Source organism: Alteromonas sp. ABH4_453, from assembly GCF_056160665.1.
The window spans coordinates 317,943-338,049 of record NZ_JBSWXP010000002.1 but is presented as its reverse complement, the minus strand read 5'-3'; the positions used below and the strand labels follow the sequence as shown (position 1 = coordinate 338,049).

General features: G+C 45.3%; 18 protein-coding genes. 10 read left to right on the top strand and 8 right to left on the bottom strand.

Annotation, left to right across the window (positions count from 1 at the left end; translation table 11 throughout):
* Position 1: 1 nt before the first annotated feature.
* Positions 2–1,264 (bottom strand): sugar MFS transporter, encoded by a 1,263-nt coding sequence (locus ACXAGV_RS04930; protein ID WP_474872300.1) that lies wholly within the window; start codon positions 1,262–1,264, stop codon positions 2–4.
* Between the two features lie 205 nt (positions 1,265–1,469).
* Here ACXAGV_RS04930 and ACXAGV_RS04925 point away from each other — a divergent pair, with 205 nt between their 5' ends.
* Genes ACXAGV_RS04925 through ACXAGV_RS04915 form a run of 3 tightly spaced genes read left to right on the top strand, consistent with a single transcriptional unit; the run spans position 1,470 to position 5,426 of the window.
* A complete protein-coding gene (locus tag ACXAGV_RS04925) occupies positions 1,470–2,828 on the top strand; it encodes a GH1 family beta-glucosidase (RefSeq protein WP_474872299.1) in 1,359 nt (452 codons plus the stop codon).
* Positions 2,829–2,848: 20 nt separating this feature from the next.
* Positions 2,849–3,850 (top strand): LacI family DNA-binding transcriptional regulator, encoded by a 1,002-nt coding sequence (locus tag ACXAGV_RS04920; protein ID WP_474872298.1) that lies wholly within the window; start codon positions 2,849–2,851, stop codon positions 3,848–3,850.
* A gap of 1 nt (position 3,851) precedes the next feature.
* Positions 3,852–5,426 (top strand): sugar porter family MFS transporter, encoded by a 1,575-nt coding sequence (locus ACXAGV_RS04915; RefSeq protein ID WP_474872297.1) that lies wholly within the window; start codon positions 3,852–3,854, stop codon positions 5,424–5,426.
* Here ACXAGV_RS04915 and ACXAGV_RS04910 read toward each other — a convergent pair.
* From ACXAGV_RS04910 to ACXAGV_RS04885, 6 genes are all read right to left on the bottom strand, one after another.
* On the bottom strand, positions 5,416–7,002 hold the full coding sequence (locus tag ACXAGV_RS04910; RefSeq protein WP_474872296.1) for an ATP-binding cassette domain-containing protein: 1,587 nt from the start codon (positions 7,000–7,002) through the stop codon (positions 5,416–5,418). The genes ACXAGV_RS04915 and ACXAGV_RS04910 overlap by 11 nt on opposite strands.
* Positions 6,995–8,776, bottom strand: a complete 1,782-nt coding sequence (locus ACXAGV_RS04905; protein ID WP_474872295.1) for an ABC transporter ATP-binding protein/permease — start codon at positions 8,774–8,776, stop codon at positions 6,995–6,997. The genes ACXAGV_RS04910 and ACXAGV_RS04905 overlap by 8 nt, the downstream gene beginning before the upstream one ends.
* Before the next feature lie 179 nt (positions 8,777–8,955).
* Positions 8,956–9,069 carry a cytochrome bd-I oxidase subunit CydX gene (cydX, locus tag ACXAGV_RS04900; protein ID WP_012519975.1) on the bottom strand — a complete coding sequence of 38 codons (114 nt, stop codon included), beginning with the start codon at positions 9,067–9,069 and terminating at the stop codon, positions 8,956–8,958.
* A 10-nt stretch (positions 9,070–9,079) separates the two neighbouring features.
* Positions 9,080–10,216: a cytochrome d ubiquinol oxidase subunit II gene (gene cydB, locus ACXAGV_RS04895; protein WP_474803939.1), complete on the bottom strand. Its 1,137-nt coding sequence runs from the start codon at positions 10,214–10,216 to the stop codon at positions 9,080–9,082.
* A complete protein-coding gene (locus tag ACXAGV_RS04890; RefSeq protein WP_474872294.1) occupies positions 10,213–11,793 on the bottom strand; it encodes a cytochrome ubiquinol oxidase subunit I in 1,581 nt (526 codons plus the stop codon). The genes cydB and ACXAGV_RS04890 overlap by 4 nt, the downstream gene beginning before the upstream one ends.
* A gap of 371 nt (positions 11,794–12,164) precedes the next feature.
* On the bottom strand, positions 12,165–12,767 hold the full coding sequence (locus ACXAGV_RS04885) for a Tll0287-like domain-containing protein (RefSeq protein ID WP_474872293.1): 603 nt from the start codon (positions 12,765–12,767) through the stop codon (positions 12,165–12,167).
* Between the two features lie 151 nt (positions 12,768–12,918).
* Between ACXAGV_RS04885 and ACXAGV_RS04880 the strand changes: the two genes are divergently transcribed.
* The 3 genes from ACXAGV_RS04880 to ACXAGV_RS04870 all read left to right on the top strand — a co-directional run bounded on the left by ACXAGV_RS04880 (position 12,919) and on the right by ACXAGV_RS04870 (position 16,927).
* Positions 12,919–14,265, top strand: a complete 1,347-nt coding sequence (locus ACXAGV_RS04880) for a sigma-54 interaction domain-containing protein (RefSeq protein ID WP_474809198.1) — start codon at positions 12,919–12,921, stop codon at positions 14,263–14,265.
* A gap of 62 nt (positions 14,266–14,327) precedes the next feature.
* Complete coding sequence (locus tag ACXAGV_RS04875; protein WP_474803930.1) at positions 14,328–14,738, top strand: hypothetical protein; 411 nt, start codon at positions 14,328–14,330, stop codon at positions 14,736–14,738.
* A 71-nt stretch (positions 14,739–14,809) separates the two neighbouring features.
* A complete protein-coding gene (locus ACXAGV_RS04870; protein ID WP_474872292.1) occupies positions 14,810–16,927 on the top strand; it encodes a TonB-dependent receptor in 2,118 nt (705 codons plus the stop codon).
* 71 nt (positions 16,928–16,998) lie between these two features.
* On the opposite strand, the gene ACXAGV_RS04865 is transcribed toward ACXAGV_RS04870, so the two are convergent.
* Entirely contained in the window at positions 16,999–17,769 is a 771-nt protein-coding gene (locus ACXAGV_RS04865) for a sulfite exporter TauE/SafE family protein (protein WP_474872291.1), read from the bottom strand.
* Between the two features lie 115 nt (positions 17,770–17,884).
* Between ACXAGV_RS04865 and ACXAGV_RS04860 the strand changes: the two genes are divergently transcribed.
* The 4 genes from ACXAGV_RS04860 to ACXAGV_RS04845 all read left to right on the top strand — a co-directional run bounded on the left by ACXAGV_RS04860 (position 17,885) and on the right by ACXAGV_RS04845 (position 20,097).
* A complete protein-coding gene (locus ACXAGV_RS04860; RefSeq protein WP_474872290.1) occupies positions 17,885–18,061 on the top strand; it encodes a hypothetical protein in 177 nt (58 codons plus the stop codon).
* A 326-nt stretch (positions 18,062–18,387) separates the two neighbouring features.
* The gene (locus tag ACXAGV_RS04855; RefSeq protein ID WP_474872289.1) at positions 18,388–18,810 is read left to right on the top strand and encodes a YybH family protein; all 423 of its coding nucleotides are present in this window, start codon (positions 18,388–18,390) and stop codon (positions 18,808–18,810) included.
* Between the two features lie 143 nt (positions 18,811–18,953).
* Positions 18,954–19,664 carry a hydrolase gene (locus tag ACXAGV_RS04850; protein WP_474872288.1) on the top strand — a complete coding sequence of 237 codons (711 nt, stop codon included), beginning with the start codon at positions 18,954–18,956 and terminating at the stop codon, positions 19,662–19,664.
* 64 nt (positions 19,665–19,728) lie between these two features.
* Positions 19,729–20,097 carry a c-type cytochrome gene (locus tag ACXAGV_RS04845; protein ID WP_474872287.1) on the top strand — a complete coding sequence of 123 codons (369 nt, stop codon included), beginning with the start codon at positions 19,729–19,731 and terminating at the stop codon, positions 20,095–20,097.
* The last annotated feature ends 10 nt before the right edge of the window (positions 20,098–20,107 follow it).

The following is a 20,107-nucleotide window of genomic DNA, read 5'->3' as shown; positions in this document are numbered from 1 at the left end:
GTTACTTTTCAGTGGTTTGAAATTTAGATACGCGACTTCCCACAAGGCCATAATAAGCGATGTAAAGATAGCACGAAGCGGGTAATAGGAATGAAAGCGTAACCCCAATTGAGTCGGCCAGCATACCTTGAAAGAGTGGAACGATAGCTCCCCCCACAATAGCTAGACATAAAATGCCTGAACCTTGCGGTGTGTCCTTACCTAGTTGCTGTAGTGCAAGACTGAAAATAGTAGGGAACATAATTGAGTTAAATAAACCTACGCCTAATATGCTCCACAGCGCAAGGTCACCCGTACTTGAAAGCGATAGCAAAATAAGGCCAATTGCTACACAAGCATTAAAGGCCAATACATAACCACCTGAGATTTTTTGCATAACGACAGCGCCGATAAAGCGCCCTACCATAGCTCCGCCCCAGTAATACGCCAGCAGTTTTGCCGCCCCAGCTTCAGTTAGGCCGCCCACCGCAGGGCTAGCTAAGTAGTTAACTAGCATACTACCTATAGCCACTTCTGCACCAACATACATAAAGATACCCACCGCACCTAAAACAAGGTGTTTGTGATGCCATGCGCCGCCTTTAAATACACCTGCATTTGCGCCTGTGTGGTTAAGCTTAGGTAACTTCAAGTACATGAAAATAAGCGCTAGAAGCAGTAACGACGCCGCTAGAATTAAATAAGGAACCTGCACATCTGAAGCGCTTGGCGTGCCGCCACCGTGCTCGCCCGTAGCACCGTAAATAAGATAAGAGCCGAAGAATGGCGCCACTGTGGTACCAAACGCGTTGAATGCCTGAGTCATGGTAAGTCGTGACGAGGCCGTTTTAGGGTCTCCTAGTGCTGTCACGAAAGGGTTGGCAGACACTTGAAGTATGGTTATACCTGACGCCAACACAAAGAGCGCCAACAAGAAAACACCATAAATTTGACTAGACGCAGCGGGGAAAAACAGCAAGCAGCCTACACATGCTATACCTAAGCCAAGCACAATGCCTTTTAGGTAACCAATGCGCGACACAACCATTCCCGCGGGGAGCGATACGATGAAATAAGCGCTAAAGAAACAAAATTGAATTAACATTGCTTGCGTAAAGCTAAGGTTAAAAGCTCCTTTTAGATAGGGAATAAGAATGTCGTTCAAACATGTAATAAATCCCCACATGAAAAACAACGTGGTAAGTGAGATTAGCGCAAAACGGTAGCCACCGTTTGCCCCTTGCTCTTGGGCGGATGAAATATTCGGCTGAACTGGTGTGTCCACAAGTAACCTCTGTTGCTATTTTTCTGATTAATGATAAATTTACATTTGAAAGCGCTTACATGCTTATCCAAATTATTTTGTAAGCGCTTACATTGAGTAGATAATTACATGAAGCGTTATCGAATTCAATGTAAATATGATGTTATTTGCTTAGCAATTCGCAAAGCAAATATGACGAAATTGTTATTGCTAGGACATTTCTACGATGAAAGACATTAACCTTCCATCCAATTCTATGATGCTTTCTAAAGACTTCCTGTTTGGTGTAGCTACATCAAGCTTTCAAATAGAAGGCGACAGAAAAGGAAGGTTGGACTGCATTTGGGACACCTTCTGTGAAAAGAGCGGGACAATTTCAGATGCAACTAACGGTGATGTAGCTTGCGATCACGTTGCGCTTTGGAAGGAAGATGTAGCGCTTATCGATGCCTTAGGTGTCGATGCCTATCGATTATCTATTTCTTGGCCCCGCGTTATGATGCAAGACGGCACCGTTAATGAAGTAGGTATGCAATTTTACGTCAACCTAGTTAACGAGGTCGTAAAACGCGGTATGAAAGTGTTCGTTACGCTTTATCACTGGGATTTACCGCAGCACCTTGAAGACAATGGCGGCTGGCTAAACCGCGACACCGCCTACGCATTTGAAAAATACGCAGAGGCCGTTGCAAAGGCATTGGGCGAGAAAGTCTATTCTTACGCCACCTTAAACGAGCCATTTTGCTCTGCTTATTTAGGCTATGAAGCCGGTATTCATGCGCCTGGTAAAACAGGGATGGGCAACGGGCGTAAAGCAGCGCACCACCTGTTGCTTGCACATGGGTTAGCTTTGAAAGTACTTAATAGCCATTGCCCGAACAGTCAAAACGGTATTGTGCTTAACTTTAGTAACTGCCATACCACGACGAATTCTAACGAAGATAAGCACGCAGCTAAACTGGCCGACGACTACCATAACCAGTGGTATTTAAAGCCGATAATAGAAGGTAGATACCCCGATATTATCGACATGCTCGATACTGATAGCAAACCAGAAATACTTGAAGGTGATATGGATATCATTTCTCAACCTATCGATTATTTGGGTATCAATTTCTACACACGCACTCTGTATCAAAGTGATGGAAATAATTGGTTTGAAATTGTTCCACCAGCAACAAATGAGCTAACAGCAATGGGCTGGGAAATTACCCCTGACGCGTTTACCGAACTGCTCGTTGATCTTAATGAGCGCTATGACTTACCGCCCATTTACATTACAGAAAACGGTGCGGCCATGGATGATGTCCTTAATGACGGTGAAGTTATAGATGATACGCGTACCGCTTATTTTCACACTCACTTAAATGCCGTAAATCAAGCAATGGAAAAGGGTGTGGACATTCGCGGGTATTTTGCATGGAGCCTGATGGACAACTTTGAGTGGGCGCTGGGTTATTCCAAGCGTTTTGGCATTGTATATGTTGACTACGAAACCCAAAAACGCACCTTAAAACAAAGTGCTTTAGCCTATTCAAAACTGGTGAAGAGTCGCATAAATGGGTACATTAGCGGTATTAAATAAGGACAATTACTAGAAACCGTATGGCAACAATTTACCAAGTATCAGAAGCAGCTGGGGTATCGCTGGCTACCGTCTCTCGCGTTATGAATGGAAACGCGAAAGTAAGCGAACGCACGCGTAAAAAAGTGGAAGACGCTATGGCATCGCTGGGCTATCAGCCCAACGCTATTGCGCAATCTCTGGCATCAAACCGTACCAATAGTGTAGGTTTACTTGTTTCCGAACTGCATGGCTCATACTTTGGTGACTTGATGAGCACGGTTGAACACGTGCTAAAGAAAAGTGGTAAGCATGTAATCATAACCGCGGGACACGTCGATGAAGAGCGTGAACACGAAGCTATAGAGTTTTTGAAAAGCCGCCGTTGTGACGCACTTATCTTGCACGCTGAGGCAGTCTCTGACGAATACTTGAAAAAGCTGGTCGACAGCAAAGTCCCGGTTGTAGTGATTAACCGAAAAGTAGACGAACTTGAGCAAAACTGCTTTGTTGTAGACAACGTAAAAGGTGGCTACTTGGCTACGAAAGCGGCCATTGACGCAGGTCATACGAAGATAGCTTACATTAGCGGACCGCTATTTAAAAAAGATGCGAGCGATCGTCTTACTGGTCACAAAAAAGCTCTTGAAGAAGCGGGACTTACATTTGACAGCAACAGTTTGTTCGAAGGCGACTTCCATGAGTCAACAGGACAGGAAGGGATGCAGCATCTCCAAGCGACCTTTCCAGACTTCACCGCCCTTGTGTGCGCAAACGATGAAATGGCCTCTGGCGCAATGACGGCGGCACGAGAAGCTGGATTTGATATCCCAACTCAGCTTTCCATAGTGGGTTTCGATAACGTGCTATTTTCGCGCTATCTCTATCCTAAGCTAACAACTATTAATAACCCTATTCACGCTATGGGAGAAATGGCCGCTTATTGGGTGCTTGAACATGTTTATAACATTAAAAGTCCTATCCCAATTGAGCACTTATTTGTTCCTGAAGTCGTCGATAGGGACACACTAGGCAAATTATAAAATGCATAAAGCCCTGACTCCCTCGCTATACTACACGCTCATTGTTTCCCTTGGTGGGTTCATATTTGGTTTTGATGCCAGCGTGATAGCCGGAGCCAATGGCTTTATTGACGCCGAATTTAACCTAAGTGATTGGCAGCAAGGATTTGTGGTCAGCTCACCCACGTTGGGCGCACTTATTGCCATGCTCTTTGCCGGCGGCATAAGCGATGCTATCGGAAGACGAAAAGCCCTGATCCTTGTGGCTTTCTTGTATTTACTTTCATCCATAGGCTCTGCCCTCGCCCCTAATTTCGAATTGTTAGTGCTTGCTCGGTTTATTGGCGGCATTGCCTTCTGTTCACTCATCATTGCCCCACTGTATATCTCGGAAATAAGCGCCCCAGAAAACCGAGGTAGAATGGTATCGGTGAATCAACTCAACATTGTGTTTGGTTTCGCTCTATCCTATTTCACTAATTATTACCTGTTACAGCTGAGTAACAGCGGTGCAGGTTGGGTTACTGAATGGGGTATAGATACGCATTTGTGGCGCTACATGCTAGGGCTTGAAGTCATTCCAGCCGCATTTTGGTTTGGCCTACTATTTACTATTCCACGTAGCCCTCGATGGTTAGTACTAAAAGGAAGGCAAGAAGAAGCAGAGCAGGTGATAAACCGCCTTTTCGATAAGGCACAAGCCCATGCACTTGTTAAGGATATTGCATCTTCGCTTAATGAGAAGACTTGGACACTACGCGAGCGCCTTGGTTTTTTAAAAGCAAAAGCCATGCGCTTTCCTTTGATGGTAGGAATCATTATTGCCATTGCGCAGCAAATTACCGGCATCAACGTTATCTTTTTCTATGCACCTACTATTTTTGAACAAAGCGGCGTGGGTACCAACGCCGCCTTTATGCAGGCAGTATGGATTGGTGTAGTGAATGTCGCCTTTACTGTTGTGGCAATGATGACTATTGATAAGTGGGGTAGAAAGCCACTACTCATTGTGGGTTTGACCGGTGTTGTAATCAGCATGGCTATCTGTACCTATGGCTTCAAACAAGCCACTTACCAAGTTCAACAAACTGCCGTTAGCACTATTCAACAAGACGCACCCATCGCAGCAAGCAAATTAGAACCTCTAACCAACCAAGTCTATTATTCGGACGTGGAGTTTAAACGGGCGCTTAAAACTGTTTTATCAAGTGAAGAGTTTGATACTTACCAACAGCCATTGCTTACCAGCAGTATCACAATGAACGCGCCCTTAGTGCTATTTGGCATTATCGCGTTTGTAGCCTCTTTCGCTATGTCTTTAGGCCCTGTAATGTGGGCGATGTTAGCCGAAATTTTTCCTAATCAAACGCGTGGTTTGGCTATCTCTTTGGTGGGCGTGATTAACTCCTTAACCAGCTTTCTAGTTCAAATTATCTTTCCGTGGGAGCTAGCTAACCTAGGCGCGGCCACCACATTTGCTATTTATGGCTGTTTTGCATTAATCAGCCTCATTTTAGTTGCTAAGCTCTTTCCGGAAACTAAGGGTAGAAGCTTAGAAGACATTACAAGAAACTTTGAACACAAGGCTATGAAATAGCGCACTGTGTTTGCAGTGAAGTTTTAATGTCGGCTTCACCTAGTTGAAGGTGCGTTTTTACGTTTAGCGCGTCTGGTGTTGTGTGGGATGCAACTAAAATCAATGTGGTAGCAGAAAGACTATTTAGTACCTCACTCACCTTTAGTTGTGTGTAAGAATCTAAGCCCTCAAAAGGCTCATCTACAGCAAGAACAGGTGGCTTTGCTAGTATTGCGCGAGCTAATGCCAAACGCTTTCGCTCACCACCAGATAAAGGCCTTCCAGCTTTTCCTACCCAGTTCGTCAAGGGCAGAATCTCTTCCAGGCCAAGCGCAGACAACAATTCACGCATTTCATTTTGAGAAATATCGTTGCCCGCTGGGTCTAGGTTTAAGGATATACTGCCTGATAACACAATAGGTTCCTGCTCTACATAACGCCAGTTTGTTACCATGCCCTCAGGCATACCTATGCCGTCAATTTCGCGCAGCCCCGTAGCTGGCAGCAAACCAATAATTGACTGCAACAATGAAGACTTACCGCATCCCGACGGCCCAGAAATACAAACAACACCATTCGCAGGTAGTGAAGTATTAACCAAACTTGCATGTCGACCTTTAGCAGAAAACTGAATTAAATTAAGTGAGTGTTTTATTTCTCTATCACGATACTGCCTAATTGGCGTGGCTTTAAGTTGCTTAAGAGCATTGACGCTTTGTTTGTACTGCGCAAATTTACTTACACTTAAAAAGCCTGTACTTGCCCAGTCAGGCGCTGCCAATAGAACCATAGGTATGACTATAGCGATAGGCGCGAATACAAGGGCCGACGCTACGGGTGAAACACCCGACATGACTAAAACAACAAATAAAAACGCTAATCCCTGAAACCACCATGCTGTTCGTTGTGCCTTAGCTTTTTGCGCCAGCTGATAGCGCCATACCTGACTAGCACTCGGTATTTTAGTGTTGTCAGGGTTAGGTGAGGCAAGGTCATTTTCAATCATCGATTTGTCCAGATGCCAAATGGCACTGCAGTTGAAAAAATCGGAAGATTGCTGACGAAATAGTTTGTTTGCTTTATTGGCCTCTTTCGCAAGCGTTAGTGCGTTTACGCCTTGCACGGCCACAAAAACTAGCCAAGCAACAAATAGCGCCAGAATATAAAAAGCGCCGGGGAGGTCGAGGTACACCGCAGCAACGCACAAACCTGAGAAGATGAATACAACGCTTGATAGAGGGGCAACCCATGCAATCCATTTGCTCGCAAGCTCTTCAGTATGTTGCGCTAGTGCTTCTGTGGTATAGGCCTTATCAGTAATCCGACTGTTTTCTAGCTGACGAAAAACGCGCAGCCGTGCTTTTGCAATGCGTGCTAGGAGGTCATTGTGTCCGAACCACATACTGGCATAACCTGACGCAATACGAAGGAGCGCCAAAGCGCGAATGACCACAGCAGGTATTACATAGTTAAACCCCACTGGCGCTATTGCGCTAATCGCGATAAACCAAGCAGAAATAACAAGAATACTAATCCCCGCTATGCCATGCAAAAGAGCCAGTAGTAACGTCAGATAAGCGGGTTTTCCATTATTCAAAACCAAAACTCCTTTTCTGATCATTTGAATTTTTATTCACAGCACTGGTTACTACTTTCACTACACTTGCTACATCACAATCGTGGTTGCCGTGTTCTATACCAGTGTCGCTGTGATCATTATTAGCTTCAGTATTTGCTTGGTTGAGTGACGTTTTTTTCTCAACCGACCAAAACTGATTAAACCAATTACTTGGCAATGCTTTGTGAGAGGCCCATATCAAGGTTTTGCTCTCGCCCAAACGCTTAATCAACTGAGCTAGCCTATGGTGTTGCTCATCGGGTAAATGTGCGGTTGGTTCATCGAGAAGCCAGATACTTTCATCACGTAATAACGCTCTTGCCAGTGACAAACGCTGTGCTTCACCGCCTGAAAGTTGCGGGTAGTCTGTCATCACAGTATCAAGCCCATAGGGCAACAGTGTTAGCCAAGCTTCAAGTTCAACGTCTTGCAATGCGGCCATTAAGATGTCATCGGAGTAAGTATCGTTAAGACATAGGTTCTCCCGTACTGAACCTGGCGTGATGACTGGGTGCTGAGTGATCCACACTACTGGCTGTTCGAATTTATGGGTCGCTGGCCTTTGGCCACTAAGCGCCTCTAACAATAAGGTTTTTCCCGCTCCAGATTTCCCATTAAGGAGCACCTTATCGCCTTTTGAGATTATCAAGGAGTTAGCTTTTAGTAAGGCAGGTTGTACGTGCCCTCCATTAAGTGAAGCAGGCTCGCGCAAGTCGAACACATTGAAGTTAGAAGCATCTAGTAACCGTGACATTTCCTCAGGATTATCAGCGCTTTGAGCATAAGATTGTAGTGAAATCGTATCAGGCACGTGTGAGTACAATGGAGCCAGTTCTTCTTGCGCTGCTTCAGCCTGAGCTTTTTGATGATACACCTGCCCCAGTTTTTTCATTTCACTTAGTAACAAGGGTACGGTAAGTAAAACCCATAAGCCTTGCTGCAAGGTTATAGCCGGGCCAATTTCAAGCTCACCTAATAGCGAAAACCCAATAAACACCGCCACTAACGCCACAGCAAGCGTGGCAAAAAAATCGAGCACACTATTAGATAAAAATGCGACACTGACGACTTTCATTGTGCGTGTATTTAACTGTTCGCTTGCTTCTTTTAGCAGGCCGGTTTGTCTTTGATGCGCTTGAAAATTTGATAGCATCGGCAATGCCGCTAAACGGTCTGTAAATAAGCTTCCCAACCTTTCAAGAGCGACAAAGTGTTTACGATGCAGTGCAGCTGCGCCCTTACCAACAATAATCATGAAAAGCGGCACAACAGGGAGTGTGATTAGTAACCCAAGACCAATAACCGGATTGACATAAAAAATTACTGTTAATGCTAATAAAGGCACTACAACGGCTATTGTTTGCTGAACACGATATTCCAATGCCCAATCTGTAAAAGCTTGTAGATTCTGTAACCATAGCGTTTGCCAGTAATAAACTGAGTGCTGTCGAACCAAGGCATGTTGGCGAGAAACAAACACCTTACTTAACTTCTGCTCCAGCTTGTTGAGCACCGAGTCTTTCGCTTGGCACGACAAGCGATTCGCTACGCCTTGAAGCACCCAGGTTATTCCCAAGCAAACAGATAAGCCCGCTAGATCACTTTGTAAGGCGGGTGTTTTATTCACCACCCAGTCTTGGGCAATATTAGAAAAGTAATAAAAACCAATAATTAAAGAAAAAAGCGACAAACACTTAACCGCTACCTGTGACATAAGAGAACGGCGCAAGCCAAGCGTGTGCGCGCTATCCATTTCCTTACACCACTGAGTAAGTGTTTGCCTGTTGGGAACCTTTTCTTTAATCACTGTTCGTATCTATCTTTCTCGTTATTTGATTTCTTTTTCACCCTCTTCGAAGGGGTGATGGGCTGGCCGCAAAGCCCCCTTTGACGGGTTCACGGCGTGTTCTTGCGGCCAGCCTACTTCCATTTTTACTCTTGATCTTCCGGTCTATCCATATTTTCTGTAGCTTCTAACCACATGGCGTTGATAATGCCGAAAGAGCACGCCAGTAAAACACCTAATATCCAAGCGAAATACCACATAAATATCTCCTTAATAGATAGTGTGAGATTGGTCGAGGTCATCATTTTTGATGCGACCACGCATCACGTAAAAGCTATAAGCGGTGTAGCTAAGTACAATGGGTACAAAGATACAGGCAACAATGAACATAACGTTCAGCGTCATGTGACTAGACGTTGCATCCCATACGGTAAGGCTAGCTTCTGGCATTGTGATGCTAGGCATTAGGAACGGGAACATTGAAAAGCCCGCAGTTAAAATTACACCCGTGATAAACAGTGCACTTGATACGAACGCCATACCCGGATTGCCTTTCTTAGAGAAGAACGCGCAGGCGAGACCAGCTACTACACCTAATACAGGGGCTACCACCATGAAAGGATATTTGCTGTAATTGCTCATCCAAGCGCCCGCTTCAATAGCTACCTCTTTCTTAAGCGGGTTCGATGTGGCAATAGTGTCTACCGCAGAGGTAATCACAAAGCCATCTAAGCCAAATGCTACCCAAAAACCTGCAATAACAAACAAGGCTACGCCTACAAGGCTCAATACTACGGACACGGCGCGGGCTCTAACTTCAATAAAACCATCAGTTTTCATTTGTAACCAGGTTGCACCGTGATTAAGTAAAATAGCCACTGACAGTAAACCGCTCACCAGGGCAAAAGGCGTTAGCAAACCAAAGAACGAACCTGTATAGGTTGATTTAAGGGTGCTATCTAGCTCGAACGGCACACCTAATAGCAGGTTACCAAACGCCACGCCAAAGATGAGCGACGGAATAATGCCACCAGCAAAAAGCGCCCAGTCCCAGGCTTTGCGCCACTGCGGGTTAGGTAATTTACTGCGGTAGTCAAAACCAATAGGACGCATCCATAGGGCAATCAAGGTTAATGCTAACGCGAGGTAAAAGCCCGAAAACGCCGTAGCATAAATCATTGGCCACGCCGCAAAGATGGCGCCGCCAGCGGTAATAAACCACACCTGATTTCCGTCCCAGTGAGGTCCAACAGTGTTAATCATCACACGACGTTCTTTGTCATTTTTCCCGATAAGGGTAAGCAAAGCGCCCACTCCTAAATCGAAGCCGTCAGTGACGGCGAACCCAATTAGCAGCACGCCAACTAAGCACCACCAAATGACGCGTAACAGTTCATAATCAATCATGCTTTTGCTCCTTGCTCATCAAGGTCAATAAGATCAAGCTCAGTTTCAGTCTTTGTATCTTCCGGAGGCACAGGACCTTTCTTCGCGAATTTTTTCATTAGGTAAAAGCCAATGATGAACATTGCTGTGTAGAAGACGGTATAGGCAACAATAGTGATTACCACATCGCTAATCGCCAAGTTAGACACTGAGGTATGCACCGGCAATACTTCTGCAATAGACCATGGCTGACGACCATATTCCGCAACGAACCAGCCTGCTTCGCACGCCACCCAAGGAAGTGGTAAACCATAAAGCGCGCCTCTTAGTAGCCAGCGAGGCTTGGTGATTTTATGTTTTGTGCTGTAATAAAATGCGCATAAGAACAGAGCAAGCATAATAAAACCTGCGGCAACCATGATTCGGAAACTCCAAAATAGCGGGGCCACCGGAGGAATGCTGTAGTCAACGGCTTGTTGAATGGCCGTTTCTGATGGGTTTGATACATCGTCTGTGTAGGGCTCAAGCAGCATGGCGTAGCCAAGACTGTCTTTGTTGGCTTCAAAGGCTGCACGCTGCTCAGCGGTCGCTGTGTCGTTTCTTACATCATCAAGCACTTCGTACGCTTTAATGCCGCTTAAAATACGCTCGCGATTCTCTTCTTTAAGATCCTTAATACCTTTCACTTCTTCGGTTAACGAACGGGTTGCAATAATGCCCATTGCCCACGGAATCTGAAGGGCGTATTCGGTTTCCTCTTTCTCATCGTTAGGTATACCAAAAACAGTGAAGGGTGCTGGCGCAGGGTGGGTCTCGTATTCAGCTTCCACTGCAGCTAATTTCACTTTTTGCACGTCACCAAGTTCATAGCCACTTTCGTCACCTAAAACAATAACTGACAAAGTTGAAGCTAAGCCAAAGCTTGCTGCAATCGCAAACGAGCGACGGGCAAACGCAATATGCTTATGGTTTAGTAAGTAGTAGCTAGAGATTGCCAACACAAACATGGCGCCGGTCACGTAGCCTGCTGAAACTGTATGAACGAACTTAACCTGAGCTACAGGGTTAAAAATAACGTCAGCGAAGCTGGTCATTTCCATACGCATTGCTTCAAAGTTAAATTCAGCACCTACTGGATACTGCATCCAGCCATTAGCGATTAGGATCCAAAGCGCCGAGAAGTTAGAACCAATAGCAACTAACCAAGTAGCCATAAGGTGCTTCACCTTAGACATTTTGTCCCAGCCAAAAAAGAACAGGCCCACGAAGGTAGACTCCAAGAAGAAAGCCATAAGCCCTTCAATAGCCAGAGGCGCGCCAAAGATATCGCCAACATAGTGGGAATAGTATGACCAGTTCATGCCGAACTGGAATTCCATGGTTAAGCCTGTGGCTACCCCAATGGCAAAGTTAATACCAAACAGCTTTCCCCAAAACTGTGTCATTTGCTTGTATATCTCTTTACCTGTCATCACATAGACCGACTCCATGATGGCAAGTAGAAAGCTTAGCCCTAGTGTTAAGGGTACAAAAATAAAGTGGAACATCGCAGTTAATGCAAATTGCCACCGCGATAGTTCTATTAACGTATCGCTCATGGGTTATCTCCCTCGTCTCTCTTGCGCGATAAGCGCTTGACCTTAAATAAATTTATTGGTTATTCAGTGGTTATCACGTGAACATTCATCACAGCTAGAGCATGGTTTGTGCCATACATCACTTTTCTCGTTAATCTGAACTAACAACTGATGAATGACAGTCTATTCGTACTGTGCAGGACAATTATTCCATGGCGAAAAGTTGCGCACTTTGATCCATCGCAAGGATCTAATATGAATTTTTCGCCAATTTTGTCATTTTTAATGACAAAATTGGCGCAGATAAAAAGAAGACAGGGATGTCGTAGCCTTATTCAAAATGGTTGAGAAGAGAGCTTTTGCTTCAGCTAATACAAAATTAACTGAAGTTGTTACTGTGGCGAATAGGTCAGTGTGAACGCGCCGCGCAATTCACCAAGTTCAAACCCAGTGGCCTCATCCTTAGGGTAATGTTTTAAAATGGTGTCCTTTACTGAAGGTGCAACTTGGCCACCGTGGCACGCCATGCAAACTTGACCTTGTTGAATAGCCATCATGTACCGGAATTCGCCACTGTCGCTGTCATACTTAGAGGCATCCATAGGCATAGACGGCTGTTTATCCTCTAGCTTAGCCTTTTCCAATAGAGAGGCGAAAAGGGCTAGCTGCTCGCGCTCCCACTCGTCTGGCGCGTTATTCGGGTTTCTCACTTTTAGCGCAGTACGCCCTACTTCCCACCCATTTTGGCTAAGCCCCTCGGCGATAGGCTCGGCGGCCAACTGACACTCTTCTACACCCGCTTCTAAACCACCAGACTGAATTGCCTGTTTTAGCCTAGATTTAAGCGCTCCACCAAGTGCTTTAGCGTGAACTCTTGCCTGCTTCACTTTTGTTTGTACTTCGCTTTCAGCTAGCTCGTTGGTTTGTGCATTAGCGAAAGGGCAACCGGCGCTTACGGCTACCCCCAACGCAATTAAAAAGGTGCGTTTTTTCATTGTGTAACTCTCCTATTGACGGACGTATTTGCACTCAGGCATTGTGATTCAACTAAAACAATCAACAAGCTCTATGCCAATATGTTAAGTTGGCAAGATAAAAGTAGCATTAACTAATACGCTGACAATGAACATATCAATTGTACAAGCAATGATAGATGCAATAGACAAACCCGCTATTTTCATCAATCAAAACTACATTATTGAGGCGGTCAATGCGCCTTACAGAGATACTTACCCTGTCGATATCAAGCTCGGTTATAGCACCTGTTATCAGGTATCTCATCGAAACAATAAGCCCTGTGACCAATGCGGCGAGCAGTGCCCTATGCAGGAAAGTAAAAAGTCGGGCCGAGCAGCTAGTGTGGTGCATATCCATACCACCAGCGAGGGCCAAAGCTACTGTGACATTCTGATGCGACCTATCTTCGACGGTCACGGGGATTTAATAGGTTATCTGGAAATTCTAGATAAGCTTGCCTTTGCGTCTAACCGCCCCTCTGCTGGAAAAATGATTGGCGAGTCTGAAGCATTTAAAACTATGCTTAATAAAATAAATCGCGCTGCAAATTCAGATATATCCGTTTTACTGTTTGGTGAAACCGGAACCGGGAAAGAACTGGTGTCTCAGGCTCTACACTCAAGTAGTCATCGCGCTGAAAAACCTTTTGTTGTAATTGAATGTACTGGGTTGTCTGATGCTTTGCTTGAAAGCGAGTTATTCGGCTATGAAAAAGGCGCGTTCACCGGCGCGACCACCAATAAAAAAGGGCTAGTAGAGGCGGCTGAGGGTGGCACCCTATTTTTTGATGAAGTAGGTGATATACCGCTTGCCATGCAGGTTAAACTACTAAGATTGTTTGAAACCCAAACCTATCGCCCTGTGGGTAGCGTAGTCTCTAAGAAAGCTAACTTCCGTTTGGTTTGCGCATCACATAAGAATTTGAAACAAATGGTAGAAAGAGGCGAGTTTCGACGCGATCTTTATTACCGAATTGCGGGCTTTCCTATTAGCCTTCCGTCTTTGCGAGAAAGACCGTCAGATATTGCGCTTATCGCAACGCACTTTTTAGCGCAGTCGCAAGAGAAAAAGCGTTTCAGCAAAAAAACACTAGAGAAATTGAGTAGCTATACTTTTCCGGGCAATATTCGCGAGTTACGTAACATCGTGGAGCAAGCCATATTACTTGCCGATGAGACCGTAATATACGAGTCAGACTTACCTGACCTTGACGATGACTTTACAGGCGAAGACCTAAGCCCAGTGGCAAATAGTAATGGTAAATACGTTCGAAAAGTGGATGTTAAGGGGCTGGCAAAGCCTGCGAATGAAATTATGACCCTAGAAGAAGCCGAGCACGCTTATCTTGCTGAGGTTTATGATACTTTCAAAGGCGATATAAACCAGCTTGCGGACCAGTTGGGCGTGAGTACACGTACCCTTTATCGAAAATTAAATAAAGCCGGTATCAAAGCTGGTATTAACGAACACAATTAATCAGTGGAAATAAACTGTCGTCACAGGCTATGATAAAAGTGCGCAATTTAAAAAGATAAAAAATGTCGATTAAACGCCTGATAGCCTTAACACTTTGCCTTTGTATGCTTTTGCAAAATGCATTAGCACTCGGCCTTGCTTCGCATACTATGCAGCATGCGCGTGGATTGGTGGGCGACGACATCGAGCTTATCTGTACTGGCAAAACCATGCGATACATATCGCTTAGTGCCACAGAGCTTGAAGGTGAATTTGTATTTATAAGCCCCGAGCTGCTAAAAGCGCCTGTCGAGCATGTAGATTGTACCAATAGCACACTCGCAGACCTTCCTCATGTTGATAATGTACCGGTAGATTCAATGCCGGTGCTATCCCTTGTGCGCTATCGCGCCTTAGTATCTCGCCTTGCAGCAGCGCCCTACACATCATTTGCGTTTGCCGCCCCGCTTGGCCGCGCTCCACCAATTGCATAACAAAACCTTAAAACACACTTAACGCGCATGGTTTAACCGTGCATATAGTTCGTTTATTTAATGGAATTGTTATGAAGTATTCTTTACTGGCATTCGCTATTTCAGCTGCCTGCACATCTGCACACGTTTATGCGAACACATCGGCGTTCGTTGACAGCGCTTCAACAGAAGTGATTACAGTTATTGGCTCTTCGCTTAAGGATAATACAGTAGAAATTGAGCGAGAAACGGTGACCGCCGCAACCAATATAGACGCTGATTTTGGCGATCAGTTAGCGCAACTGCCTGGCGTATCCGTGTCTAGAAACGGGCCGGTAACAGGTCTTATTCAATACCGAGGGCTGTTTGGCGATAGGGTTGGCGTATCCATTGACGGTGTTGATATAGCGGGTGCGGGGCCTAACTCCATGGACTCGCCATTATCCCACGTACTGCCAGAGCCAGGTCTTACTGCTACTTTGTATCGCGGTATTGTACCAGTTAATGCTGGAGTACAAACGCTAGGCGGTAAGCTGCGAATTAACGCCGATGCGGCATCTCTTTTTGCTTTAGGAAGCGGTATTACTGGCAGTGTAAGTGCAAGTTTAATAGGCCCGGGTAGCGGTCAACAATACCAGGGCAATGTGCTTTACAAAACAGACCAAGCTTTCATTAGCGGCGCCTTCATGCATCAGCAGCGTGACGAGCGAGAATCGGGCGATAACGCTGTTATACCTAATAGCCACTATCAAAGAAATAGCGGCAAATTTAGACTTGGCTATGAATGGGGAAAACACCAATTTGATGCTAGCTATCAACAGCTAAATACCAATGAGAGCGGCACACCAGCGCTCGCCATGGATATAGGCTTTATTGATGCAGCATGGTACCGACTAGGTTATCGCTACAACGCCGGCGAAGCAGAGTACTTTGCTATAAATTGGTTTGGCAACAGTAACCAACATGCCATGGATAACTTTTCCCAACGCATGATAATGTCTGAGAATATGGCGCGAGAAAACAACGCTGACGCAATCGCACAAGGCCTAGATGCAAAGTACGTTATACCGTTAGATAGTGGCGAGTTAGAATTGGGCGCTTACCTGCACCACAGCCGCAACAACTCTGTTATTACTAACCCTAATAACGGTATGTTTTTTGTAGATAACTTTACTAATGTACAAAGAGATACCGCGAGTATTTATGCACAATGGACAATAAACAAAGAAGATTATTCGTCTACGCTTGGTGCGCGATACACCCGCGTTAATATGGAAGCCGGAGAAGCGGGTTCTAACATGGTGATGATGAACCCAGCAGTTGATACGTTAGTCAGTAATTTTAATACCGCTGAGCGTGACGAAAACTACAACATGTTAGATATCGCCGCGACTACCCGATACCATGCGAGCGACTCGCTTGATATCGTACTTGGCATTTCTCAGAAAAATCGTGCCCCTACCTATTTCGAGCGCTACACCTGGCTGCCACTTGGCATCTCGGGCGGCATGGCTGACGGCTTTAACTACATAGGCAACCTCGAGTTAGACAATGAAACTGCGCGTAAATTAGATGTGGGTGTTGATTACACCTATAAAAATTGGACTATCTCTCCACGCCTTTTCTATCAAGACATAGAAGACTACATTACCGGCTCACCTAGTACGAATATGGCGGCGAACATGGTATCTACCATGATGGCTGGTACAGAGCCATTTCAGTGGACGAATACCGACGCTGTTATCAAAGGTGTGGATATGACGGTGCAAGGCGAGCTTAGTGAAAACCTAAGCTTGCGAGCAGTAGCAACCATTCAGCATGGTAACCGTGATGACATTGATGATGCTTTGTTCCGCATTGCGCCAGAGCAGTTAACAACAACAGTTCAATGGAATACTCAGGTATTTGACGCGCCGCTTCAGATGCAGCTTACATCTGAATTAGCAGGTGCACAAAACCATATCTCGGCACTGCAAAGTGAAGCACCCACAGCAGGCTATGGTTTGTTTCATATCTCAGGGCTTTTAACGCTTTTTGATAATGCGCAGTCGAATCTTCAGGTTACGGCAACTATTCATAACCTGTTCGACAAACAATATGCCCCGCACACAGCCGGTATCAATCGAGTAATGAATGCCGATGTTGAAGTAGGAGAGCGCGTGCCTGGTGCTGGAAGGGAGTGGCATCTGTCGTTGAACTATCGCTTTTAAGCAGCCAAAAAATAACGGAAAAGGCAAAAAACATGCTGAGCTTAAGAAGCTAACTTCTTAAGCTCTTTTTTCTATAACAAGCTAGCTACAGCCTGCCATAGCAAGCGCAGGGCCAACAAGGTCACTACAATTTTGAACGCCAGCATAAACTTCTCCGCCGGCACACGCTTTAATACTTTGAGCCCGAAAAATGTACCGAGCGCACCACTGGCAATCATAATGATGATAAGCCCTGCCCACTGCGCAAAAGAAAACCCTACAAAGGTAAACACGAAGGCTTTAAGGCCGTGCTGGAATGTCATGCAGCTGGCAAATGTGCCGGTTATCTGCATTTTGCTATATTTATTTCGGTGTACAAATGCAGCCACCAAAGGCCCTGTGGCACCTACAAACATTGAAACCAAGGTGGTCACCAACCCCGCCAACGTTCTACCCGCGGGCCTCATTTCTTGTGCTTTGGGTTTACTCCCCCACACTAAAAATAAAATGAATGCGGCAACTGCAAACTGAATGATAACGAGCGGCAGCTGAACCACAATAAACGACGCTAAGAAAGCGCCAACAATTGCACCTAAAGAAAAATATTTCAGCATATTCCAGTCGATATGCTTTGCCGTCATCAGTGCACGATTTCCGTTGGAACCAAGCTGTACTAAGCCGTGAACTGGGATCAGCGCACTAACCGGCATAGTACCGGCCATTACCGCTAGTAATAACACCCCGCCACCTATACCTAGTGTTGCTGTCATCATAGACGTAAAAAACGAGGTAACAACAAGTATTACTGACGTTGACATCGACAATGTATCGTTGGCCGTCAACCAGCTTAAAAGTAAATCCAAGAGCAAACTCCACCTTAATTTATGACACTGTTTGCGTGGCGTTAGTGATCACAACACCATACAACACCGTTTAAATATCATACAAATTTACTCGTGTCGCGTTAGGTTATTTATCATGCCTTCTATTAGTTATTTAAACAAAGCACTGCAAATAATATGCGACAAGCACAGCACAAAAGACGCCAAGCTTGTTGCCAGGCAAATTCTCCATAACAGTGGCTTTACTGATAAAGATATTTATGATTGTTTAAAGCAGGGCTCGATTATTCGCATTACCATATTTGAAGCCTAGGGTAGCGTGAGACCTTACATCTTACACTTACCGCTTGCCCACCCGCTCGCATGAGTCTAATTTGTTCACATAAAAAACCCATTGACTTTCTCTTTGGTGCACAGGATACTCGGGTCATTAAATACTCACTAGCAGCATTGTTTTTAAATACTATGCCTAAAAACACGAATATACATACTGCTTACTCAGCGTCTGCGCTGATTATTATTCTCGCTATTCTAAGGAATGGGCGGGTTAGCTAGTGCGTAAATAGAATTCACTAAACCCGCCGCAAAGGCGGGTTTTTTATTGGCTCGTCTTGCGGTAAAAATAACGGAACGACAGCCATGAACAATCCAATATCTCACGTGTTACAACAGTTGCATGACGCAGTAAACCGCGGCGATCAAGACGCCTTATCCCAATGTTATGCGAGCGATGCAACAGTGGTCGCGACCCCTATGTCCAGCTCAACGCAAAACCTGGCTACAGACGAACATGCCACGCAGCGCGACTGCATTAACGCCCTACTTAAATTTCAAAAGAAATTCATGCCCGATCATTTTGTTACCACCGGAGACGAACGGGTTATACAAGCCGGTGACGTAGCGCTAGTCGTCGCCAAGCTTTACCTTGTTCCCAAAGCAACACCCAACGCCCTACCCTGCGAGGGCAAGCGCGCCGTCTACGTTTTGCAAAGGGATGTAAGTGGTGAATGGCGCTGTGTCATCGATAACTTCTTCGGTACTGACTTGTTAGATTTTGCGTGATCCTCTCAAACCCATACATTAATTCTAAAAATTAGAATGTTTTGCTGAATTTTTACGCATTTAAAATAAATAAAAACGAACATAAGATTTATCTCGAGGTTTACGAAGTACTCACAACAAACTTAATCCAAGAGGAAATCGCAATGTTCAATATCAAAAAATCAATGGTAGCACTTGTTGCTGGCTTAACCTTTCTTGTTCCTTCTGTGCAAGCGGGAGAGCCAGCAAAGAGCCTTCTGACCCCCGACAACCACACGGTCATTCTTATCGACCACCAGCCTCAAATGGCGTTTGCAACACGCTCACATTCAATCGAAGATGTGCGCAACAACGTTACAGGTCTAGCAAAATCTGCAAAGGCATTTAATGTACCCACCATTCTGACAACCGTAGCTGAAAAGTCATTCAGCGGCCCGCTTTTCCCAGAATTAAAAGCAGTATTCCCCGACCAAACACCTATTGACCGCACAACGATGAACACCTGGGAAGATAAGCGAGTTACCGACAAGGTTAAGAAATTTAAAAAGAACAAAATTGTTATTGCAGCGCTTTGGACAGAAGTTTGTGGTGTAGGGCCAGTGCTGTCTGCCATTGAAGAAGGCTATGACGTGTATTTTGTAACCGATGCGTCTGGCGGTGTATCTAAAGAAGCTCACGACATGGCGGTTCAGCGTATGATTCAGGCAGGTGCTCAACCCATTACTTGGTTGCAGTACCTTCTAGAACTTCAACGTGATTGGGCTCGCACTGAAAGCTATGTGGACGTGACAAACATCGCAAAAGAACATGCTGGGGGATACGGTTTAGGCCTTATTTACGCAACCGAAATGTTTAACGCCAAAGAAGGCCAGTAGCCTTCAATGCGACAGGTCACCGTGACCTGTCGCTCTTGTATCGTTACTGCACGAGGAGTTTAACATGAGAGCTTTGCACCCACTTGTAGCACTATTGACCTCGCTTGAAATCGCAACACTTTCTTTCAGCGTTAGCGCTAATACCGATAGCGCGCAATACGAAAAAGGCCAAACACTTTCACAATACTGTATGGGGTGTCACGGTGAAACAGGCATTGCCAACATTGAAAGTAACCCTAATTTGGCAGGTCAGAACAAACCGTACCTAGTTTATGCACTTAAAGCTTATCGCGACGGCATCAGGAAAGGCGGTATGGCCAGCATCATGCGCCCCAATGCATCAGGGCTTAGCGATGACGATATTGACGCCCTAGCCACTTATTTTGCAGCCCAGTCAGGTAAACAAACCACTAGCCAAAGCAGCAATAACTAGGAGCTATCCC